At 52.8% G+C, this 17,098-nt stretch carries 9 protein-coding genes; 2 read left to right on the top strand and 7 right to left on the bottom strand.

Annotated features, from left to right (window positions below):
• Positions 1-115: 115 nt before the first annotated feature.
• From ACXYMU_RS20225 to ACXYMU_RS20195, 7 genes are all read right to left on the bottom strand, one after another.
• Positions 116-1,975, bottom strand: a complete 1,860-nt coding sequence (locus ACXYMU_RS20225) for a glycoside hydrolase family 2 protein (RefSeq protein ID WP_458988242.1) — start codon at positions 1,973-1,975, stop codon at positions 116-118.
• 230 nt (positions 1,976-2,205) lie between these two features.
• Positions 2,206-2,880, bottom strand: coding sequence for a DUF3823 domain-containing protein (locus ACXYMU_RS20220; protein ID WP_458988241.1), 675 nt, complete (start codon positions 2,878-2,880; stop codon positions 2,206-2,208).
• 9 nt (positions 2,881-2,889) lie between these two features.
• Positions 2,890-4,743, bottom strand: a complete 1,854-nt coding sequence (locus ACXYMU_RS20215) for a RagB/SusD family nutrient uptake outer membrane protein (protein WP_458988240.1) — start codon at positions 4,741-4,743, stop codon at positions 2,890-2,892.
• Between the two features lie 10 nt (positions 4,744-4,753).
• Positions 4,754-7,822, bottom strand: coding sequence for a SusC/RagA family TonB-linked outer membrane protein (locus ACXYMU_RS20210; RefSeq protein ID WP_458988252.1), 3,069 nt, complete (start codon positions 7,820-7,822; stop codon positions 4,754-4,756).
• Positions 7,823-8,106: 284 nt separating this feature from the next.
• A complete protein-coding gene (locus ACXYMU_RS20205) occupies positions 8,107-9,252 on the bottom strand; it encodes a Gfo/Idh/MocA family protein (protein WP_458988239.1) in 1,146 nt (381 codons plus the stop codon).
• A gap of 32 nt (positions 9,253-9,284) precedes the next feature.
• Complete coding sequence (locus ACXYMU_RS20200) at positions 9,285-10,199, bottom strand: sugar phosphate isomerase/epimerase family protein (RefSeq protein WP_458988238.1); 915 nt, start codon at positions 10,197-10,199, stop codon at positions 9,285-9,287.
• A gap of 264 nt (positions 10,200-10,463) precedes the next feature.
• Positions 10,464-14,060 (bottom strand): PVC-type heme-binding CxxCH protein, encoded by a 3,597-nt coding sequence (locus tag ACXYMU_RS20195; protein WP_458988237.1) that lies wholly within the window; start codon positions 14,058-14,060, stop codon positions 10,464-10,466.
• A gap of 407 nt (positions 14,061-14,467) precedes the next feature.
• Between ACXYMU_RS20195 and ACXYMU_RS20190 the strand changes: the two genes are divergently transcribed.
• Complete coding sequence (locus ACXYMU_RS20190) at positions 14,468-15,337, top strand: AraC family transcriptional regulator (protein WP_458988236.1); 870 nt, start codon at positions 14,468-14,470, stop codon at positions 15,335-15,337.
• Positions 15,338-15,606: 269 nt separating this feature from the next.
• Positions 15,607-16,932: a sensor histidine kinase gene (locus ACXYMU_RS20185; RefSeq protein WP_458988235.1), complete on the top strand. Its 1,326-nt coding sequence runs from the start codon at positions 15,607-15,609 to the stop codon at positions 16,930-16,932.
• The last annotated feature ends 166 nt before the right edge of the window (positions 16,933-17,098 follow it).

Raw genomic sequence — 17,098 nt, 5'->3', positions numbered from 1 at the left:
TTTGCTTGCATTAACAGGGTATAGCCTTCTATTTGATCTTATAAGCACCCATCGGGAGACAAAGCCAGGGGAGGGTGCGCATGTGCGTAACTGCGCGCTCCCTACCCGCCTTCCTCTATTGCTTCATCTTAACCAATGACGGATCATACAGCTTGGCATGCACCTGCTTTAGCTTTTCTTCCGGCACTTTGATCACTTTCCGGTCGTAGGTCATCAGGCCGTTCGTTTCGATTTCAACATCCGTTGTCTGGGTATAAATGGCTGCCGAAAGCCCTTGCCGGATCAGGTCCTCCAATCTTTCGGTAAAGCCTTTGTATCGCGCAAAGAGCTCATCGGGATTTTTAAAGCTCTGGTAGCCCCAGTTGTCTTTCTGCTGCCAGGTGTGCCCTTCCACTGGCAAGCCCAAGCCCCCAAATTCCCCCAGCACAATCACCTGCTTTTGCCCAAACAGATCGGGGCGCGGCATCACCGGGTCCGGGTAGTTGTGCAGGTCGATGATCTGGCCCACGGGGTGGAAGTTTCCTCCGCTGGCGCTGTTCACCAACCGGGACGGGTCATGCTCCATGGTCCAGTTTGTGATGTCCTCTGTCTTAAACTGGCCCCAGGCCTCGTTAAATGGCACCCATACCACAATGCTGGGGAAGTTGTGCAGATCATCCATTATCTCGGCCCACTCAGTACGGAATATCTTCTCCGATTCAGGCGTGCGGTCTTTCTCGGTACCACGCCCTGTTACGCCTGGGCGCTGCTCCCACCTGTTGCCCATGTCGCCACTTGGCATGTCCTGCCATACCAGCATCCCTGTTTTGTCGGTGTGGTAGTACCAGCGGGCAGGCTCCACCTTCACATGCTTCCGGATCATGTTAAAGCCCATTTCCTTTGTCTTGTCGATATCAAAGACAAGAGCTTCTTCAGTTGGTGCTGTATATAGGCCGTCTGGCCACCAACCCTGGTCCAGGGGGCCGTACTGAAACACGAACTCGTTGTTGAGCAACATGCGCTGCACACCGTTGCCATCCGGCTTCATACTGATTTTGCGCATGGCAAAGTAGCTTTTCACCTCATCCTGCACTTTCCCGTTCCGCACCACGGCTATCCGCAGATCATACAGGAAAGGGCTCTCCGGAGACCACAGTTTTGGATTACTGATCTGCAGCTCAGCCGGTGCGCTGGCACTTACCTCCTGCTCCGCCACTTTCTTCTTGCCGTCCCAGGCAGTTATCCTGAGTTTGTCGTTTGCCTGTGACTGCTGCACATCGGCTGCCACGGTAACGGTGCCTTTGTCGATGTCCGGGGTTTGTCTGGTAGAGGCGATGTATGTTTTGGGCACCGACTCCAGCCATACCGTCTGCCAGATGCCGGTAACGGGAGTGTACCAGATAGACTCCGGCTTCTTCACCTGCTTGCCGCGCGGCTGCGGCCCGTCGTCGCTGGGGTCCCACACGCTGATGGCGATCTCCTGCCGGCTCCCGCTTTTCAGGTACGGCGTGATATCGAACGAGAAAGGGTCGTAGCCGCCCTGGTGGGTGCCTGCTTTGCGCCCGTTCACATACACATCGGCTTGCCAGTCTACAGCGCCGAAGTGCAGGAGCACGTTCTGCCTGCGCAGTTTGGATGGCACGCTGACACTTTTTCGGTACCAAAGCACGCTGTCTTTGCCCACGGTTTTGCCTACCCCGGACAATGCGGACTCCACTGCAAAAGGCACCAGTATTTTGCCTTGAAAGGAAGTGGGCATATTTCCCTGCTGCGCCTTCGGCACGATGGCATAGTCCCAAAGCCCGTTCAGGTTTTGCCAGTTCTCGCGTACCAGCTGCGGGCGCGGGTACTCAGGCAAAGGGTTAGAGGGGTTTACTTTGTCTGCCCACGGCGAGGTGATCTTCCCCGCCACAATTTTCCAGTCGGAATTTTGAGCCTGTAGTACGCTCCCCTGCACCAGCAAGGCGAGCACAAGGAGTAAGTAAGTTTTTTTCATCTCTTATTTCTTATGATGGTGCATTCAAACAAAGCCAGTACCGTGATTCCTGAAGTTACCTGATTTCTTTGGGTAGCGCGTCCTGCTTGCGCAAAGGGTTCTATATCCCGTGTCACTTTTGCCGGCAAAGTTTCTTCAGGCATAACATTAAAAGGTAGTTCAGGCAAGCTTTCCCTGGAGGGGGCAACTTACCTGAACTACCTTATTTTGTTATGTGACAGCTAAACCTATTACAGATCTACTTTTTCAACACGGGAATAGATCATTTCTGCCACGCCCGCTATTTTCACGCCAACCCTGGCAAACGCATAGCCTTTGGAGGATAACCTCGCTGGCGCCTCTAGGCTCAGGCTCAAAGGACCAGCAATGGCCTCCTCGCTCGGCCACCAAATGTCTGTTACGGCAACAAAGTTGTTGGCATCTACAATCGTAGTGGAGCCCAGGTAATACGTAACACGCTCGATTTTGGCATTCGGCACCAGCTTCTCCACATTCAGCGTGGTCGTGATGGCGTTGCCGTTTTTCTGGAAGACAGCGTTCTTGATCAGGTAAAAAGGCTGTACAGGAACGTCTATGATCGTGTTGCCTTTCACCTGCACATTAATGGTATCTGTGTTGTCTACCCAGGGCCCGTTGCCTCTTAAGCGGGTTAGCTTGTAGTTGCCATCAAACACCATGGCCGAGAACGTTCCCTCCTGATCTACATAAACAGGTATCTTCTGCAGGACCGGGTAGCCTGGTTGCCACAACTCCAGCTGCACTCCGCTGGACCTTACCCCAATAGCCTGGTCCTGATAAACCACCTGGCCAGTCAGCATCGTTTTTGGCGGCTCATGGTTATCGTATTCGCACCCCGAAAGCACTACAACCATGGCAATGAGAAATGTTATCAGTCTAAATTTCATATCCTTGAATTAATGGAATGGATTTCTAACAAGTTTTGGATTATTATTTAGCACATCCTGTGGTATGGCTGCATAGTAGGCCGGAACCTGGAAGTTACGGGGAGCCCCGAACCTTGGCGCCACAAGTTTTTCAAACACGTACTTGTTGTGTGTCGGATGGCCGGGACGGATGATGCGGTAAGGGTACAGGGCATACAGCACGGCATCCGGGTTGCTCGGGCTTCCGTCCCAGATCTCATGCGCTATTCTCCAGCGCTTCACGTCCCATATTCTGTGGTCTTCGAAGGCCAGCTCTACACGGCGCTCATTCCGAAGCCGCTCCACGGTTAATGTTTCCAGACTGTTCTCGCCGAATCCAGCTCTTTCCCTTACCGTGTTCACATACCCCACAGCCTCGCCTGCCTGGCCGAGCTCAAGGGCTGCCTCCGCTGCGTTCAGGAGTATTTCGGCATAGCGGAACCTGATCCACCATAACTCGCTGCGGACACCCCTGGTGCTGGACATTGGGGTAGGGTCGATATACTTTCTCAGGTAGAAACCCGAATTGGATACCTCCGTGATAGAGCGGTGTGGCCCTGAGCTCCCCACAAGGGTTCCGCCATCACTATAATCCGAACCAAGCTGGTTCCCCTCCACGGTTTCATACCCAGCCCCATTCCATACCTTCACGCCAGCCTGTATCTCCACGTCCTGTCCTTTAAAAGTAGAACCCGGATAGATGACTGTGCCATACAGGCGGGCATCCTTGTTTTCGAAGATGTCATCCAGCTCCTCGTAGTAGATGTAGTCGCTGTTGTTGGCAGTTCTGGTTTTGAGTTCTCCGGACGATCCATCCAGGTACTCAAAATCCTCTACCAGGTTCAGGACAGGGGTAATAATAGAGGAGGAGAGGTTATCTTCACGAATACCACGGGCAATGTTATCATAGGTAAAACCGATCCGCTTGTCACTCGCCGTGGAAAAGTCCTGCGCCAGGATAACTTCCGGATTTGCCTGCTTCTTGGTGATAGCCTCAAAAAAGTTCTCTCCCAGGTTATTCGTATTCCCTTTGTAAAGCCTGTAGAGGCCACTGTTGATGATCTCTTTGGACGCTTCGAGCGACTTGGCATAATACCCGTCTGCCATGGAGGCCGGAATGCCGGCTTCCCCTCCAGGAGTGGCGGCTACCGGCGCGCCCCCCAGGTTGTTGTATTTCGCGACAGAACCAGCATACAGCATGGCCCGGCTCTTCAGGGCAAGCGCTGTGTATTTGTTCGCCCTCCGGATGCTGCCTATATTGCCCAGGTCATCCTTAACGGCATCCAGCTCGCTGGCAATGAAATCATACACCTCGTGCTCCTTATTGCGCGGAAGCTGCAGGTACGAAGGATCACCGCCGAAGTCGTAAATGAGCTGCTGAGTTACAATAGGCACGCCACCCATTCTCTTCACATGCTCGAAATACACAAAAGCCCTCAAGAACCGGAGCTCTGCTTTAAACTGTACTTTCTGGGCCTCTGGCAGTGTCGCTGAATACTTGTCTATGTTCTCCAGCGCCAGGTTAATGTCCCGGATCAGGCCATAGTCCCAGATTGTCCAGGTAAAGGGGCTGTAGGTCGAGATGTTGTTTGATCCCTCCCCGTTACCAGACCACATCGCTTCGTCGTAGGCGGCAAAGGCCTGCCAGTTAGAGGCGGTTGAGTTATAGGTTGGAAGGCGGTCGTAATAATTAGCCAGCAAGCTGGTAATCATCTTCGGGTCGTTCCAAACTTTCTCTTCCTGAATGACGGTCGGCGGATCTTTCTCCAGGAATTCCTCGTCCTCGCAAGCCGTAAAAGACATCAGGGCCGCTCCAAAAATCAATACTTTATAGATACTTTTCATTTTTTGTCGATTAGAAGCTTACGTTAAGACCAAGCGTGTAAATTCGCTGCTGCGGGTACTGCAGACCATTGCCAGAAGAAATCTCCGGATCGATGCCAAACTCTTTCGTGTTGTCGATCGAGAACAGGTTGGTACCGTTGGCGTACACGCGGAGGCCGGACATACCTACCCGGCTGATGATGCTTTCCGGCAGGCTATAGGACAGTTCCAGGTTCCTTAACCGGATGTAGCGCACGTTGGTCACCCAGAAATCACTGTGGCGGTAGTTATGGCCGGCTCTTTCTCTTCTGATGGCAGGATACGTTCCGGGCACCCAAGGGCTGTCGCTGTTAAACGGATCCGCATGGTGCCAGCGGTCTTCCAGCATAAAGTCTGGTGACGTACCATCGTTCTGGTAAGGATACATCAACTCCCAGTTGCGTCGGTACGACTGCATGGTAGCACCTGCGAAGTCCATCATCAGGCTTATCCCTTTGTATTGCATACCGGTGTTGATACCAAAGCTCACATAAGGGTTGGCTCCCTGCTGGTACCCGATAGGTCTTTCGTCCAGGCCGTTGATGATGTTATCGCCATTCACGTCTTTATAGATAAAGTCGCCCGGAAGCAGGTTTCTGTTACCCTGCCCATCGATAATGACCGGGTGGTTATCTATTTCTTCCTGAGACTGGAAACGGCCCACCACCTGGTAGCCCCAGTTCACGCTCCCCCAACGGTCCATCCAGGAGTTGCGGTACTCATCCCAGGAATTGCCAAAACGGGGCTTGTACTGCTGCGCAATGTCGTAGCGTCTGGCAAAAGTACCGTTCACGCCCACAGAGAAGCTTACATCGCCTGCGGTGCCGGCATAATTTAAAGCACCCTCTACACCACGGTTTGCCTCAGAAAGCAGGTTTTCGGCTGGCAGGCCATACCCCACCTCACTTGGCAGCAGCACATCATACCTTCCGGATGGCAAACCCTCACGCTTCCGCTCAAACACATCGAACTGACCGCGCAGGTTTTTGAAGACAGTGAAGTCTATACCGATGTTGCGGGTGGTGTTTGTGATCCAGGACAGGTTGGTGATGGGCAAACCGCGTGGCGCAAGGCCCGAGTAATAACTATCATCAAACACGGCACTGCCGACGTTAAAGGTATACCCTCCGAGGTAGCTAAACGGAGGAACCACATAATTGTCGCCACTGATGATGTCGCTACCGGTTTTACCCCACGATGCTCTGAGCTTTAGGTCGTTCAGGAAGCTAACCTTATCCTTCATGAAATTCTCTTCCGTGATTCTGTAACCCACGGAAACACCCGGGAACAATCCGAAGCGCTTACCGGGAGCAAACAGGAAGGATCCATCGTAACGACCCAGCAACTCCAGCAAGTACTTCTCTTTGTAGTTGTAATTAACACGGCCAATGTAGCCTAACCTTGCAGACTGGCTCCACTGGTCTAACAGGTAATCCTGGTCAGCGAAGTACATGATAGGCACATAATTGTTAGGCGGCACGGTGTGCACAATCATGTATTTGTTGTCGTTGTCCTGCCGCTCATAGGCTGCCACAGCCGACACCCCGTGGTTTCCGAACTGCTTGTTGTAGTTCAGCTGGAACTGCGCAAACTTATCCACAATGTTTCGCTTGCGGCGCTCTCTCCAGGGGTTTTGGTTACCGCCCGCCATCTCGTAGGTGTCGGTAGCCTCATTATAGGTATAGGCGTTGTAGGTATACTCAAACCCGTCAAAATCGAAGTTCGTGAAGTTATAGGAATAAGTTGCTTTGGCGCTCAGACCAAAGTCAAAATCATACTGGGCATAAAAGTTACCCTTTGCGGCACGCCAGGTTTCATCTATATACCCTGTGATGTCCTTATCATAGGTAGCAGGGTTCACGTTTACGTTATGCGTCTGATTGATGTAATTGGGGTTATCATTGGCATAAGGCCTTTCCGTCGGCCACATCGTGAAGATACTCAGGAACGGGTTGAAGTAGTCGTCCAGGCCAGGTACGCCGATCTGGAAACGATCCTCTACCCTGCCGTAAATCTGCGTGCCAACCCGCAGCCCCTTTGCAAGGCCCGTCTCTATGTTCGCCTGGAAGTTTGTTCTGTTAAAGTTATAGTCCTTTATCAGGGCATCCTGGTTGATATGGCTGACGGAGAAATGGTAATTGGTGTTTTCTGATCCACCCGAAGCGCTTGCATTCACATAATACTGTGGTGCCACCTCGTCCATCACCATGCTGTAGTAGTCTGTGCTGCGGTACCCTTTTTCGGTGCCTACTCTCCACTTTTCCAGTTCCTCAGGTGTGATGGGCGCCGGGCGGCCAAGGTTCTGAGCGTTTTCCACAAGGCCACGCATGTGCTGGTAGGCATTGGCTGGTCTTGGGTAACGCGTGAAATCCTGTAAACCATAATAAGTGTTTACACTGATCCTGGGCTTCTGATTTGCCTTTCCTTTTTTAGTGGTAACCAGGATAACTCCGTTTGCGGCACGCAAACCATAGATAGCCGCAGAGGCATCCTTCAATACTGAAACACTTTCAATATCATTGACATCCAGGTTATTGAATTGTCCTGCGTCTGAGGTAATGCCATCTATGACATACAACGGGTTGCCCATATTCCGCACCTGGATATTGGTGCCTGCTCCCGGTCTTGCATCTGCCTGCCGGGCCGTGATCCCCTGTATCTTACCCACCAGCGCGCCTGTTGCCGTTGTGGCGGTTGTTCGGGCGATGTCCCGCGATTCGATCTGTGATACCGCACCGGTTACAGTGCCTCTCGACTGCGTGCCATACCCCACTACCACCACTTCTTCCAGGGCCTTTGCATCCACCCCCATCGCCACGTTGATCGTCGACCTGCCGTTGATGGGCACCTCCTGCGACTCGAACCCGATGTAGGAAAAGACCAGCGTGCCATTGCCATTAGGAACACTCATCGTATAGGTGCCGCCTGCATTTGTAGGAACAGCCTTGTTGGTCCCTTTTAAAAGCACGGTTACCCCGGGCAAGGCTGTGCCATTCTCATCTGTCACCTTACCTGTCACAGCTACTTCCTGCCTGGCAGATTCCGGAGTGTCTGCGGGCAGCGCATGCGCTGCATTTGCCAGAGCATCCTCTAAAAACTGTGCCAGTGAGTTATTTTCCAGCGCATGGCCAGCTTCAACCCTATTGGCACTGGAGTAACTGTGTGCTACTCCCGGGAGAGACACGCAGCAGGCCGCGAGGGCTAGGCTGTATCTTCCCAAAAAACGTGTAGTAACTCTTTTCATATGGTCATGTTGAATTATTAACTACAATTATGTTGCGGCAGTTGAACCAACGGCACCTGTTTCAGTGGTTTATCATGCCTGATTTCGAAGACTGCTCTTGCTTAACTAACAGCCAGATCAGCCGCGGCTTCTTTTGCCGAGAGCGTAAACTCCGGCATCTGCATGATCTTCCCCCCCTGCATCGCGGACTCGTGCGCCAGGATACCCACGCAGGTGATGTTGGCTGACTGCCGCGCGTTGGGGTATGGCTCTCTTCCTTCCACCAGCGCGCTCACAAACTCGTGCACCAGGTGTGGGTGTGAGCCGCCGTGTCCGGCACCCTGTATAAAGGAGAGGTGCTGGTTATCGTCTGAGTCGTAGACACCGGCTGTCGTGAAGGACTGGATCTCGTTTGGCAGCAGGTGCGCGTAGTCCGGAATCTTCACCCGCTCCGGCGTTTCCCCTGTATGCATCACACTGTCCTCGTGCTCTATCTGCGTCCACTCAAAGCTCTTTTTGGAGCCGTATACATCGAAGCTCTCGCGGTACTGGCGGGCCGTGTTGAACAGTGAGCGCGTCACTTCCGCCGATAGGTCTGAGTTCCGGAACTTGATGTGGCAGGTCTCGATGGCGAACGGGGAGCCGTACTTTGGAATAAGCTCCTCGTCTATCCGGCCGGAGCCGAAGCAGGACACGTACTCGGCCTCCGCTTTTGGCAGCGCCAGCACCGGGCCTACGCAGTGGGTAGCATAGTGCATCGGTGGCAGCCCTTCCCAGTAGCCAGGCCATCCGGCCATCTCCTGCTGGTGCGAGGCACGCAGGAACTGGATTCTGCCCAGCTCTCCCTTCTCATACATCTCTTTCACGAACAGGAACTCGCGGCTGTAGATCACCGTCTCCATCATCATGTAGGTCAGCCCTGTTTCCTGCACCAGCTCCACTATCTGGCGGCACTCCTCCACGGTAGTGGCCATGGGCACAGTGCAGGCCACATGCTTGCCGGCCTTAAGGGCCGCTATCGACTGCTCGGCGTGGCTCTGGATGGGCGTGTTAATGTGCACGGCATCTACGTTAGGGTCCCTCAGGAGCGCTTCATAATCAGTGTACCGTACCTCAATCCCGAAGGCATCGCCGATCTCGTCCACCTTGCTTTGGGTGCGCTGGCAGATGGCATACATGTTCGCATTGGGGTGCTTCTGGTAGATGGGAATGAACTCGGCTCCAAAGCCAAGCCCGACGATGGCTATGTTTATCTTCTTCTGGCTCATAATGAATGTTATTTTTTACAGTTACAGATAGATTACTTTGTATAGGCACTTACCTCCCCGGCTGCCTCGCGGTGAGCGGGCTCAGCGCCTCTTGCCCAACGCTTCAGGAACTGCAGCCCCTCCCTGGCAAAGCCGTCCTGGCTCGGTACCAGCGGGCGCCAGATGCACACGGCCCCGGCCAGCTCCTTCACTTCCGGCGTGAAGCTCTCTATTGAGACAGCGCCTCTGTAGTCGATAGCCTCCAGGCCCCGCTGGTACGCATCCCAGCGGGTCTGGCCCGTGCCTGGGGTACCCCGGTAGTTCTCCGACACTTGCAGGTGGATGAGTTTGTCGCCCGCAAGCCGGATGGCACGCTCAATGTCCGGCTCCTCGATGTTCATGTGAAATCCGTCGAGCAGCACCTTGGCTGCCGGGTTGTTGATGTCATTTACAAGCCGCAGCACGTCTTCGGCGGTGTTCACCAGGTCCGACTCAAAGCGGTTAAGTGGCTCCAGGGCGATCTCCAGTCCACGGGCTTCCGCCATTTCGCATACTTTCCGAAGGTTTGTCACTGCCCGCTCCCACTCTACTCTTTTCTGTTCCGGGGAGACCAGCCGGGCTTTGCCCACGGCAGAGTACATCGGCCCCGCAAAGAAGCTGGCCCCCAAGCCCATGCAAATGTCCAGGCAAGCCTCGATATAGGCAAAGCTGGTTTGGTGATAGGCCGGGTCGTCGTGGGTCAGGTCGCGGTTGGTGCCAAAGGCCCCGCAGATAATTGGCTGCAGCCCGTTTTTCGCGAGCGCCTCTTTCACTTTTCTCACATCTATCAGGGCAGGGTCCTCCACCGGTATCTCCACCATGTCGTAGCCCATCTCCCTGATCTTTGGGAAAAGCGAAACGGTATCGGTGCTGAAGGGGGAAGTCCAAAGCCAGGTGCTCACCCCGAATTTTATGTCTTTTAAACTCATGCGTTTGTGTTTTGCACCCTATGTGGCTATCGTACCGCCGGTGCCTCTTTCCGCTTATCCTACAGGGCTACTACCGTATAGCCTCCGCAGAACATCAGAAAAGAAACCCTGCCAGCATAATGACCAGAAATAGGGTTACAGTTTGTAAAGCCTCTTCCTTGGATTCTCCTGCATCAGCCGCCGCGCATCCTGCCCCTCCACGCTCGCCTGCGCCAGCAGGGAGGTGTTGAAAGCGCGATAGCTGCCCAAGGTGCTTCGTCTTTATTATATGTTGCTTGCCTCTACTTTCATGATGCCGTTCATCAGGCGCCAGTGTCCGGGCACGGTGCAGACAAAGGGGTACTCGCCCGGCTTGTCAGGCGCAGTGAACACCAGCGTTTCGCGTCCCTGCGGGTCCACCAGCGTGGTAGCCACGATCACCTCCGTCATGTTGGGAACATAGTTCTTCTCAGCCCCCTTCGGGTCCCTGGCCAGTGCGTCGGCGGCCTTGCCTACCTTCTCAAACGACCCGGGCATAACAAGCACGAAGTTGTGCTGCATGAAGTCCGGGTTGGAGAAATTGAGCGTCACCTTCTGGCCTGCCTTCACTGTAAAAGTCTCCTTGTCGAACTTCATCTCGTGCTCCACCACCTTGATGTTGATGGTAACAGCCTTGGCTGAAGAAGTGGTTGACGCCTTGGCTGTGGCAGGTTTGGCCGAAGCGGCTGATGCCGTCTTAGTACTCGTTTTTGCTGCAGGGGCCGTTGCTTTCTTCTTGGTGGATACGGCAGCCGCTTTAGCCGCTGGCTTCTTAAGCTCTAAAGAACTTCCCCTTCCAAAATCACCTCTGAAGTAGAACCTTTCAGGATAGTTTCCGACTCTGTTCTCATCATCAAAGTCACGGCCTACACGCACATCCGCCACAGGCAGCGCCGAGGCGAACAGTGCCGGGGCCTTGCCCTCCGCAACTTTCTTATCATTCACAAGCACACGCATCAACCCGCCATCGGAGAGACTGGCCACTACGTTGAACCTTTGTTCCGGCAAGGCTGCAGAAGAAACAGCTTCATAGGTTTTGCCGCCCTGCTTCACCAGCCAGTGTAGTTTATTATCCTGCACATACAGGCTATACCCTGCTTCTTTTCCTCCCTGTGCCACAATCACACCTTCCATCCCGTTGCTTGACGGCCCGACAGAAGCCTTCACGATAACCTCTTTCCCGGTAACATCCGGGGGGAACATGATGGGAGATCTCCTGTCCAGGGCATACTGCTCTTGGTTGGCGCTCTTCACGATCCGCTCCGAAAGGGTCAGGACAGAATCCGGCTTGTGCCCCAGGTGCTCGTTTTTCGGAGCCGCTCCGAAATAACCTGCCTGATGCTTAAGTGCCGCCGCGAATAACGCTTGCGGGATGTACTCATCACCTGCGTTCTCGGCATTTTTGCTCGCCTCAAACAATAGCTTTCCAGCTTCAGCAGAGGCAGGCATGTCGGCAAGGGCCAACACCGCGGCCATTCTGGTGTTCATGTCGGGGTCGTTGATCAGGTTGGCTTCTATGATGTGATGGAGGCTTTTCTCGTTTTCGGGCAGCACCTGCACCGCGTTTTTCCTGACACCGGCAGCCGGATGGGTCAAGGCTTTCCTGACAACCGCTATAGCCTCTGCGTTTGAGCCGTCCAGGGCGCCCAAACCGTGTAGCGTCCAAAGGGCGTGCACGGCAGGGCTGTTGAGGCCTATCTCATCCACGCTCTGGTCGGCGATAAGTTTGTAGAGTCCCGGAATCGCATCCTTCTTCTGGTTTTCGACGATCAGGCGCTGTGCCGTGGTGCGCCAGAACATGTTGTCGTTGCTTAGCGCCGCCAGCAGCCCATCCGTATCGTCTTTCGACAACTGCATCGGCTCGTAAGGTTTGGCGCCTTTGTATACGACCCTATAGATGCGGCCGTGCTTGCTGTCCCGCAGCGGGTTGATGTAAGCGTTGCCCTTGCCGTTCTCGAAACCGCGAGGGGTTGGGTTGTGCTGGATGATGAAGTTATACCAGTCAGCCACCCATACGGCTCCATCAGGCCCTACCTCAGCATGTACGGGCGAGAACCATTCGTCTGAGCTGGCCAGCAGGTTGAAGCCGTTCTTCTCGGTATAGCCCGCGCCCTTTCGCTCCAATATGGCGTTGTGCAAAACACGACCCGTCGGCTCGGCCACAAAGCCAACCCTGTTCCAGTAAGACTTGGGGTAATTTCTGGCGGTGTACAGGTTATGCCCTGCCGCAGCCGTGTAGCTTCCGTGATAGTCTACCTGGCGCAGATAAGGCGTCAGGTGCGGCATGTCGTAGTGAGAGTCTGTCCTGAAAACAGTGTTCCCGGAACCGCCTACCAGCACTCTTTTGATGTATTGGTTCGGCATAGCGAAATAGGCGCTGTGCAGGCCGTTTGCCGTAGAGATAAACACGTCAAACTCCTCCGAGAAGCCAAGGCCCCAGGTGTTGTTAGTGGTTCTGCCCAGGTACTCCAGGTTCTCGCCGTCCGGATCGAAGCGGTAAACGCCTTGGCTGAAAGCAAGGTCCTGACCGCTTACAGTCCCCTTGAAACCGGCATACCCCAGTACCCCCCATACTTTATTATCGAGGCCATACCTTAGGTTGGAGGGACCAGCGTGAGTATCGCTCTTTCCCCAGCCCGTAATGATCTTTTCCTTTACATCGGCTTTGTCATCCCCGTCCGTGTCCTTCAGGAAAACAAAATCCGGGGCCATGGAAATGATCACGCCGCCATTGGCGAAAGTCAGGCTGGTCGGGATATTTAAACCGTCTGCGAAAACGGTGAACTTGTCGGCTTTGCCGTCTCCATCTGTATCCTCCATGATTTTGATCCTGTCCTTCCCGGTACCCTCCTCGTTACGCACCTCGTTCGGATAGTCCTCTGTTTCTATTACCCACAGGCGGCCTTTCTCGTCCCAGGCCATGGCGATAGGGTTGATAACATCCGGTTCGGCGGCAAAAAGCTGCAGCTCGAAATCCACCGGCACCTGCACCAGCTTCTGAGACTCCTCAGGAGAAAGTGGGTGCTGAAATTTAGGCGCCGGGTCACGCCGCTCATAGTTAGGCACATCGGCTTCGCTGAAGGTCGGCGTCGGAATGTTCAGACGTGCCAGCCGTTCTCTTGCCTCATCGTTCACGGCCCACAGTATGCCCTGTGCCATCAGTCGGTGGAACCCGGGGTTGCTCCAGGTCCTTTCGTCGTGTCCGTAGGCCGTGTAGAACACTTTGCCCTCGCCCTGCTTTCTCACCCATGTCCAGGGCTCATGGTGGTCTCCCTGCACGCGCTCCATCAGCACGGTCATGTCAGGGTTTATTTTGTTGTGCACGTACGTCTCATCCCAAGTCGGGAATTCGGCAAGCCCCTGCATCACCTCATGCTCTGGCTTGATGATGTCTGCGACAAAGGTGGCCGTATCGTGCCGCTGAAACTGCCCGCCTACGGTGTTCACATACCAGTCAGAGTTTCTGAACATGAATGAGGCGCTGTGCACCGGGATCAGGCCCTTGCCTCCTTCCACAAAGCCTTTGATCGCCTGCTCCTGCGCTGGAGTTATCTTGTCATGATTGGCATAAATCATCAGGCCATCATACTTGCCCAGGTTCTCTGCTGTGAGGTCGTTAGGATCGTCTGTGTACGTGATGTTTATCCCTTTCTGGAATAAAGGCATAGCCAGCATGGGCGCATACTTCTCAGAATGATGATGCTTGCTATCGTGCCCTAAGAAGAGTATTTCTACTCGTTTGGCGGGGGCCAGCGCCTGAGCACTTTGTTCTGGTTGTGTCTTCTGTGCGCATCCACCGAGGAAGGTGCCGCCAAAAGCCAACAGGTAAAGTAACTTCTTCATAAGCTATATATGTATTTATTACACTTTAAAGTCTCTATGCAATGATTGGCTGCCGCCACCATGTTCCTATTCAGCTAGAAAACCCTTCTTAAAAATTAAAAGAGAGTACACAGGCTGAATAAGCGTTTTGTATACATTTATCCATTAGGCCAAATAAAAACCACTAACAGTTTCTTTAGTAATTGGAATATATATTATATCCGCTATTAATATATTACTAAGCTTCACTATGCCTCTCAAACGCAAGGCTTCTGATGAATAAGCGTGTGAGTACACGCTCACTGATATGGTTTAACAATAATCCTGAAAATAATTTGACAATTCTCACTCTTTCAAAGTTATTTCTGACTGTATTTTACTATTTTGAAGAAATAATCAGCTTCCTTGAGATATAATTCAGGATTTTAATGAAAGCAGCCGTTCAAAAGTCAGCCATACCAAGCACCAAAAGTTTTCTGGTAAAAGACCTTACTGCCCCTTATTTTGACAGGAAGTGGCATTTCCATCCGGAGTACCAGATATTTCTGGTGCTGGAAGGTAAAGGCACCCGCTTTATAGGGGATAGCATCCGCAGTTTCAGAGAGGGCGACCTTGTTTTCTTAGGCCCTAACCTGCCCCACCTTTGGCGTAGCGACAATGAGTACCTCGCAAAAGACAGCCTCCTGCAGACGCGCGGAATCGTTATCTATATTCAGAAAGATTTTCTGGGCAACGCTATTTATGAAAAGGAAGAGCTGGAAACGCTGGATCATTTGTTCAAAAAAGCGCAACGGGGTCTGGAGTTTAAAGGCAATACCTTGCAAGTGGTAAGCCAGCTGATGGAAGAGCTGTTGCATCTGCATGGGGTGGAAAGCATGATTCAATTGCTCCGTATTATGAACACGCTTGCCCATTCGGACGAGTGCAGTGAGATTGCTCATGTCGGCTACATCAACCAAAGCACGGAAGCAGACACAGACCGCATGGGGCATGTTTATGAGCACATCATGCTCAACTTTCAAAGTAAGATCAGCCTTGGGGAAGTGGCCGCAATCGCCAACTTGTCCCAAAGCTCCTTTAACCGCTTTTTCAAATCAAGGGCCAATAAATCATTTTCTGAGTTTTTGAGCGAGGTCAGGATCGGGCATGCCTGCAAGCTTCTCCATGAACAGGACCTCAGCATAAGCCAGGTATGCTATGAAAGCGGCTTTAATACCCTCTCTAACTTTAACAAACAATTCAAGGATCTCATCGGGGTGACACCGCTGAACTTCAGGAAAGAACTCCAAAAGTATTAACTGCAAAACAACCGCCGTTTAGGTGTTGAAAGAGCACGCAACAACTCCTGCATTCCATTGCCCAATAGCGTGAAACGGTGTGTTGGCTAAGCAGTAAACTCCCTGAAGCAAGTTATCCTGGTTTCAATTTCCCTAAAAATAATCTATAACCATATTTCATATACTTTAATTTACATTCCGTAACTTCAAGTGTATCTGCTGAAGGCTGGGAATAGGGCACTGCGTCTTCAAAGGTATCCACCATTCATTTTCACCTAAGAGACACAGGCATGCATCTGTTCTTCTTCCTTGCTGGATTCTTGCTGGTAAGGCGCCTCCTGAAGCTGCTGAAGGATACGCCCGTCCAAATGAAATGGCAGAGCCTGCTCACGTTTTCGAGGTGGGTCATCCTCATTTTGTTTTTGGTGGTTTCGAGTTTTTTTGATGGTGCCGAAAGCATTTTTATAGGGAGTTTGCTCCTGCTCGGCCTCTTGCTATACCTGGATCAACAGCCTGACCTGTATGAGTTCCGGCCTTACATCCAGGCCCATTACCCATTGGTTGCGGCAGGGTTTCTAAGTGGCATCGCTGCCTTTGTGGTGCCGGCGTTCTATGCTTCAAAGTCCGGCTTTTTTGATTTCGCGATTGTGGGGGCTTTCATCTGGATATTTGCCCGATGGGAGAACTCTAAGAAGCAGCAGCAGGAACTAAAGCTCATGACAGACAGGAAGGCAGAACTGGAGGTATTGGTTGCCGAACGGACCGCAGAACTGACCCAGCAAAAGAATGCGCTGCAGGAGGCGCTGCAGGAACTCCGCCTGATCCAGGAACAGCTGATCCAGCAGGAAAAGCTGGCCTCGCTCGGGGAACTCACCGCCGGCATCGCCCACGAGATCCAGAATCCGCTGAATTTTGTCAATAACTTCTCGGAGGTGAGCACGGAGCTGATACAAGAGCTACAGGAAGGCCCGTTGCACAGTTTACCGAAACCTGAGCAAGAGGATGCGCAGGAAATCATACATCACCTGACCGAAAACCTGCAGAAGATAAACTACCACGGCAAGCGCGCGGATGCCATTGTGAAGGGGATGCTGCAGCACTCCCGAAGCAACACGGGACAAAAAGAGGCCGTTGATCTGAATGCCATGGCCGAAGAGTTTTTACACCTCAGTTACCATGGCCTGCGGGCAAAAGACAAAAGCTTTAATGCCAAAATGGAGACAGACTTAGACCCTTCGCTGCCAAAACTGGAGGTGGTGCCGCAAGACATGGGCAGGGTGCTGCTCAACCTGTTTAACAACGCATTTTACGCCGTGCATCAGAAACAGAAAGCCCTGAATCAGGCAGACTATACCCCCCTGGTGCGGGTCAGTACATCCAGGCAGCCCGAGGGTGTCATCATACGCATCCGCGATAATGGCTTTGGTATCCCTAAAAAGATCCGGACTAAAATTATGCAACCCTTCTTCACCACCAAACCAGCCGGACAGGGAATCGGGCTGGGGCTATCGCTGAGTTACGACATCGTCACCAAAGGGCATCATGGCGAAATCCGGGTGGAGTCGGAAGAAGGCGAGTTCACAGAATTTACCGTAAAACTGCCCATACCTGCATAAGGTAACATTATATTTTGACCTGTTGAGTGGCTCTCAGGCATGTATAAATAGTTTATTCCCCGCGGCAAGTCAACCTCCCATAATTTTCACTCGCAACCATTCCCCTCTTTTTTTCAAGGCGGAGTACCACAGACGGAGTGGTATATCTTTCAAGGAGAGACACCAC

It is taken from the genome of Pontibacter sp. CAU 1760 (assembly GCF_054482735.1).
This window is presented reverse-complemented; position numbering and strand designations above follow the sequence as displayed.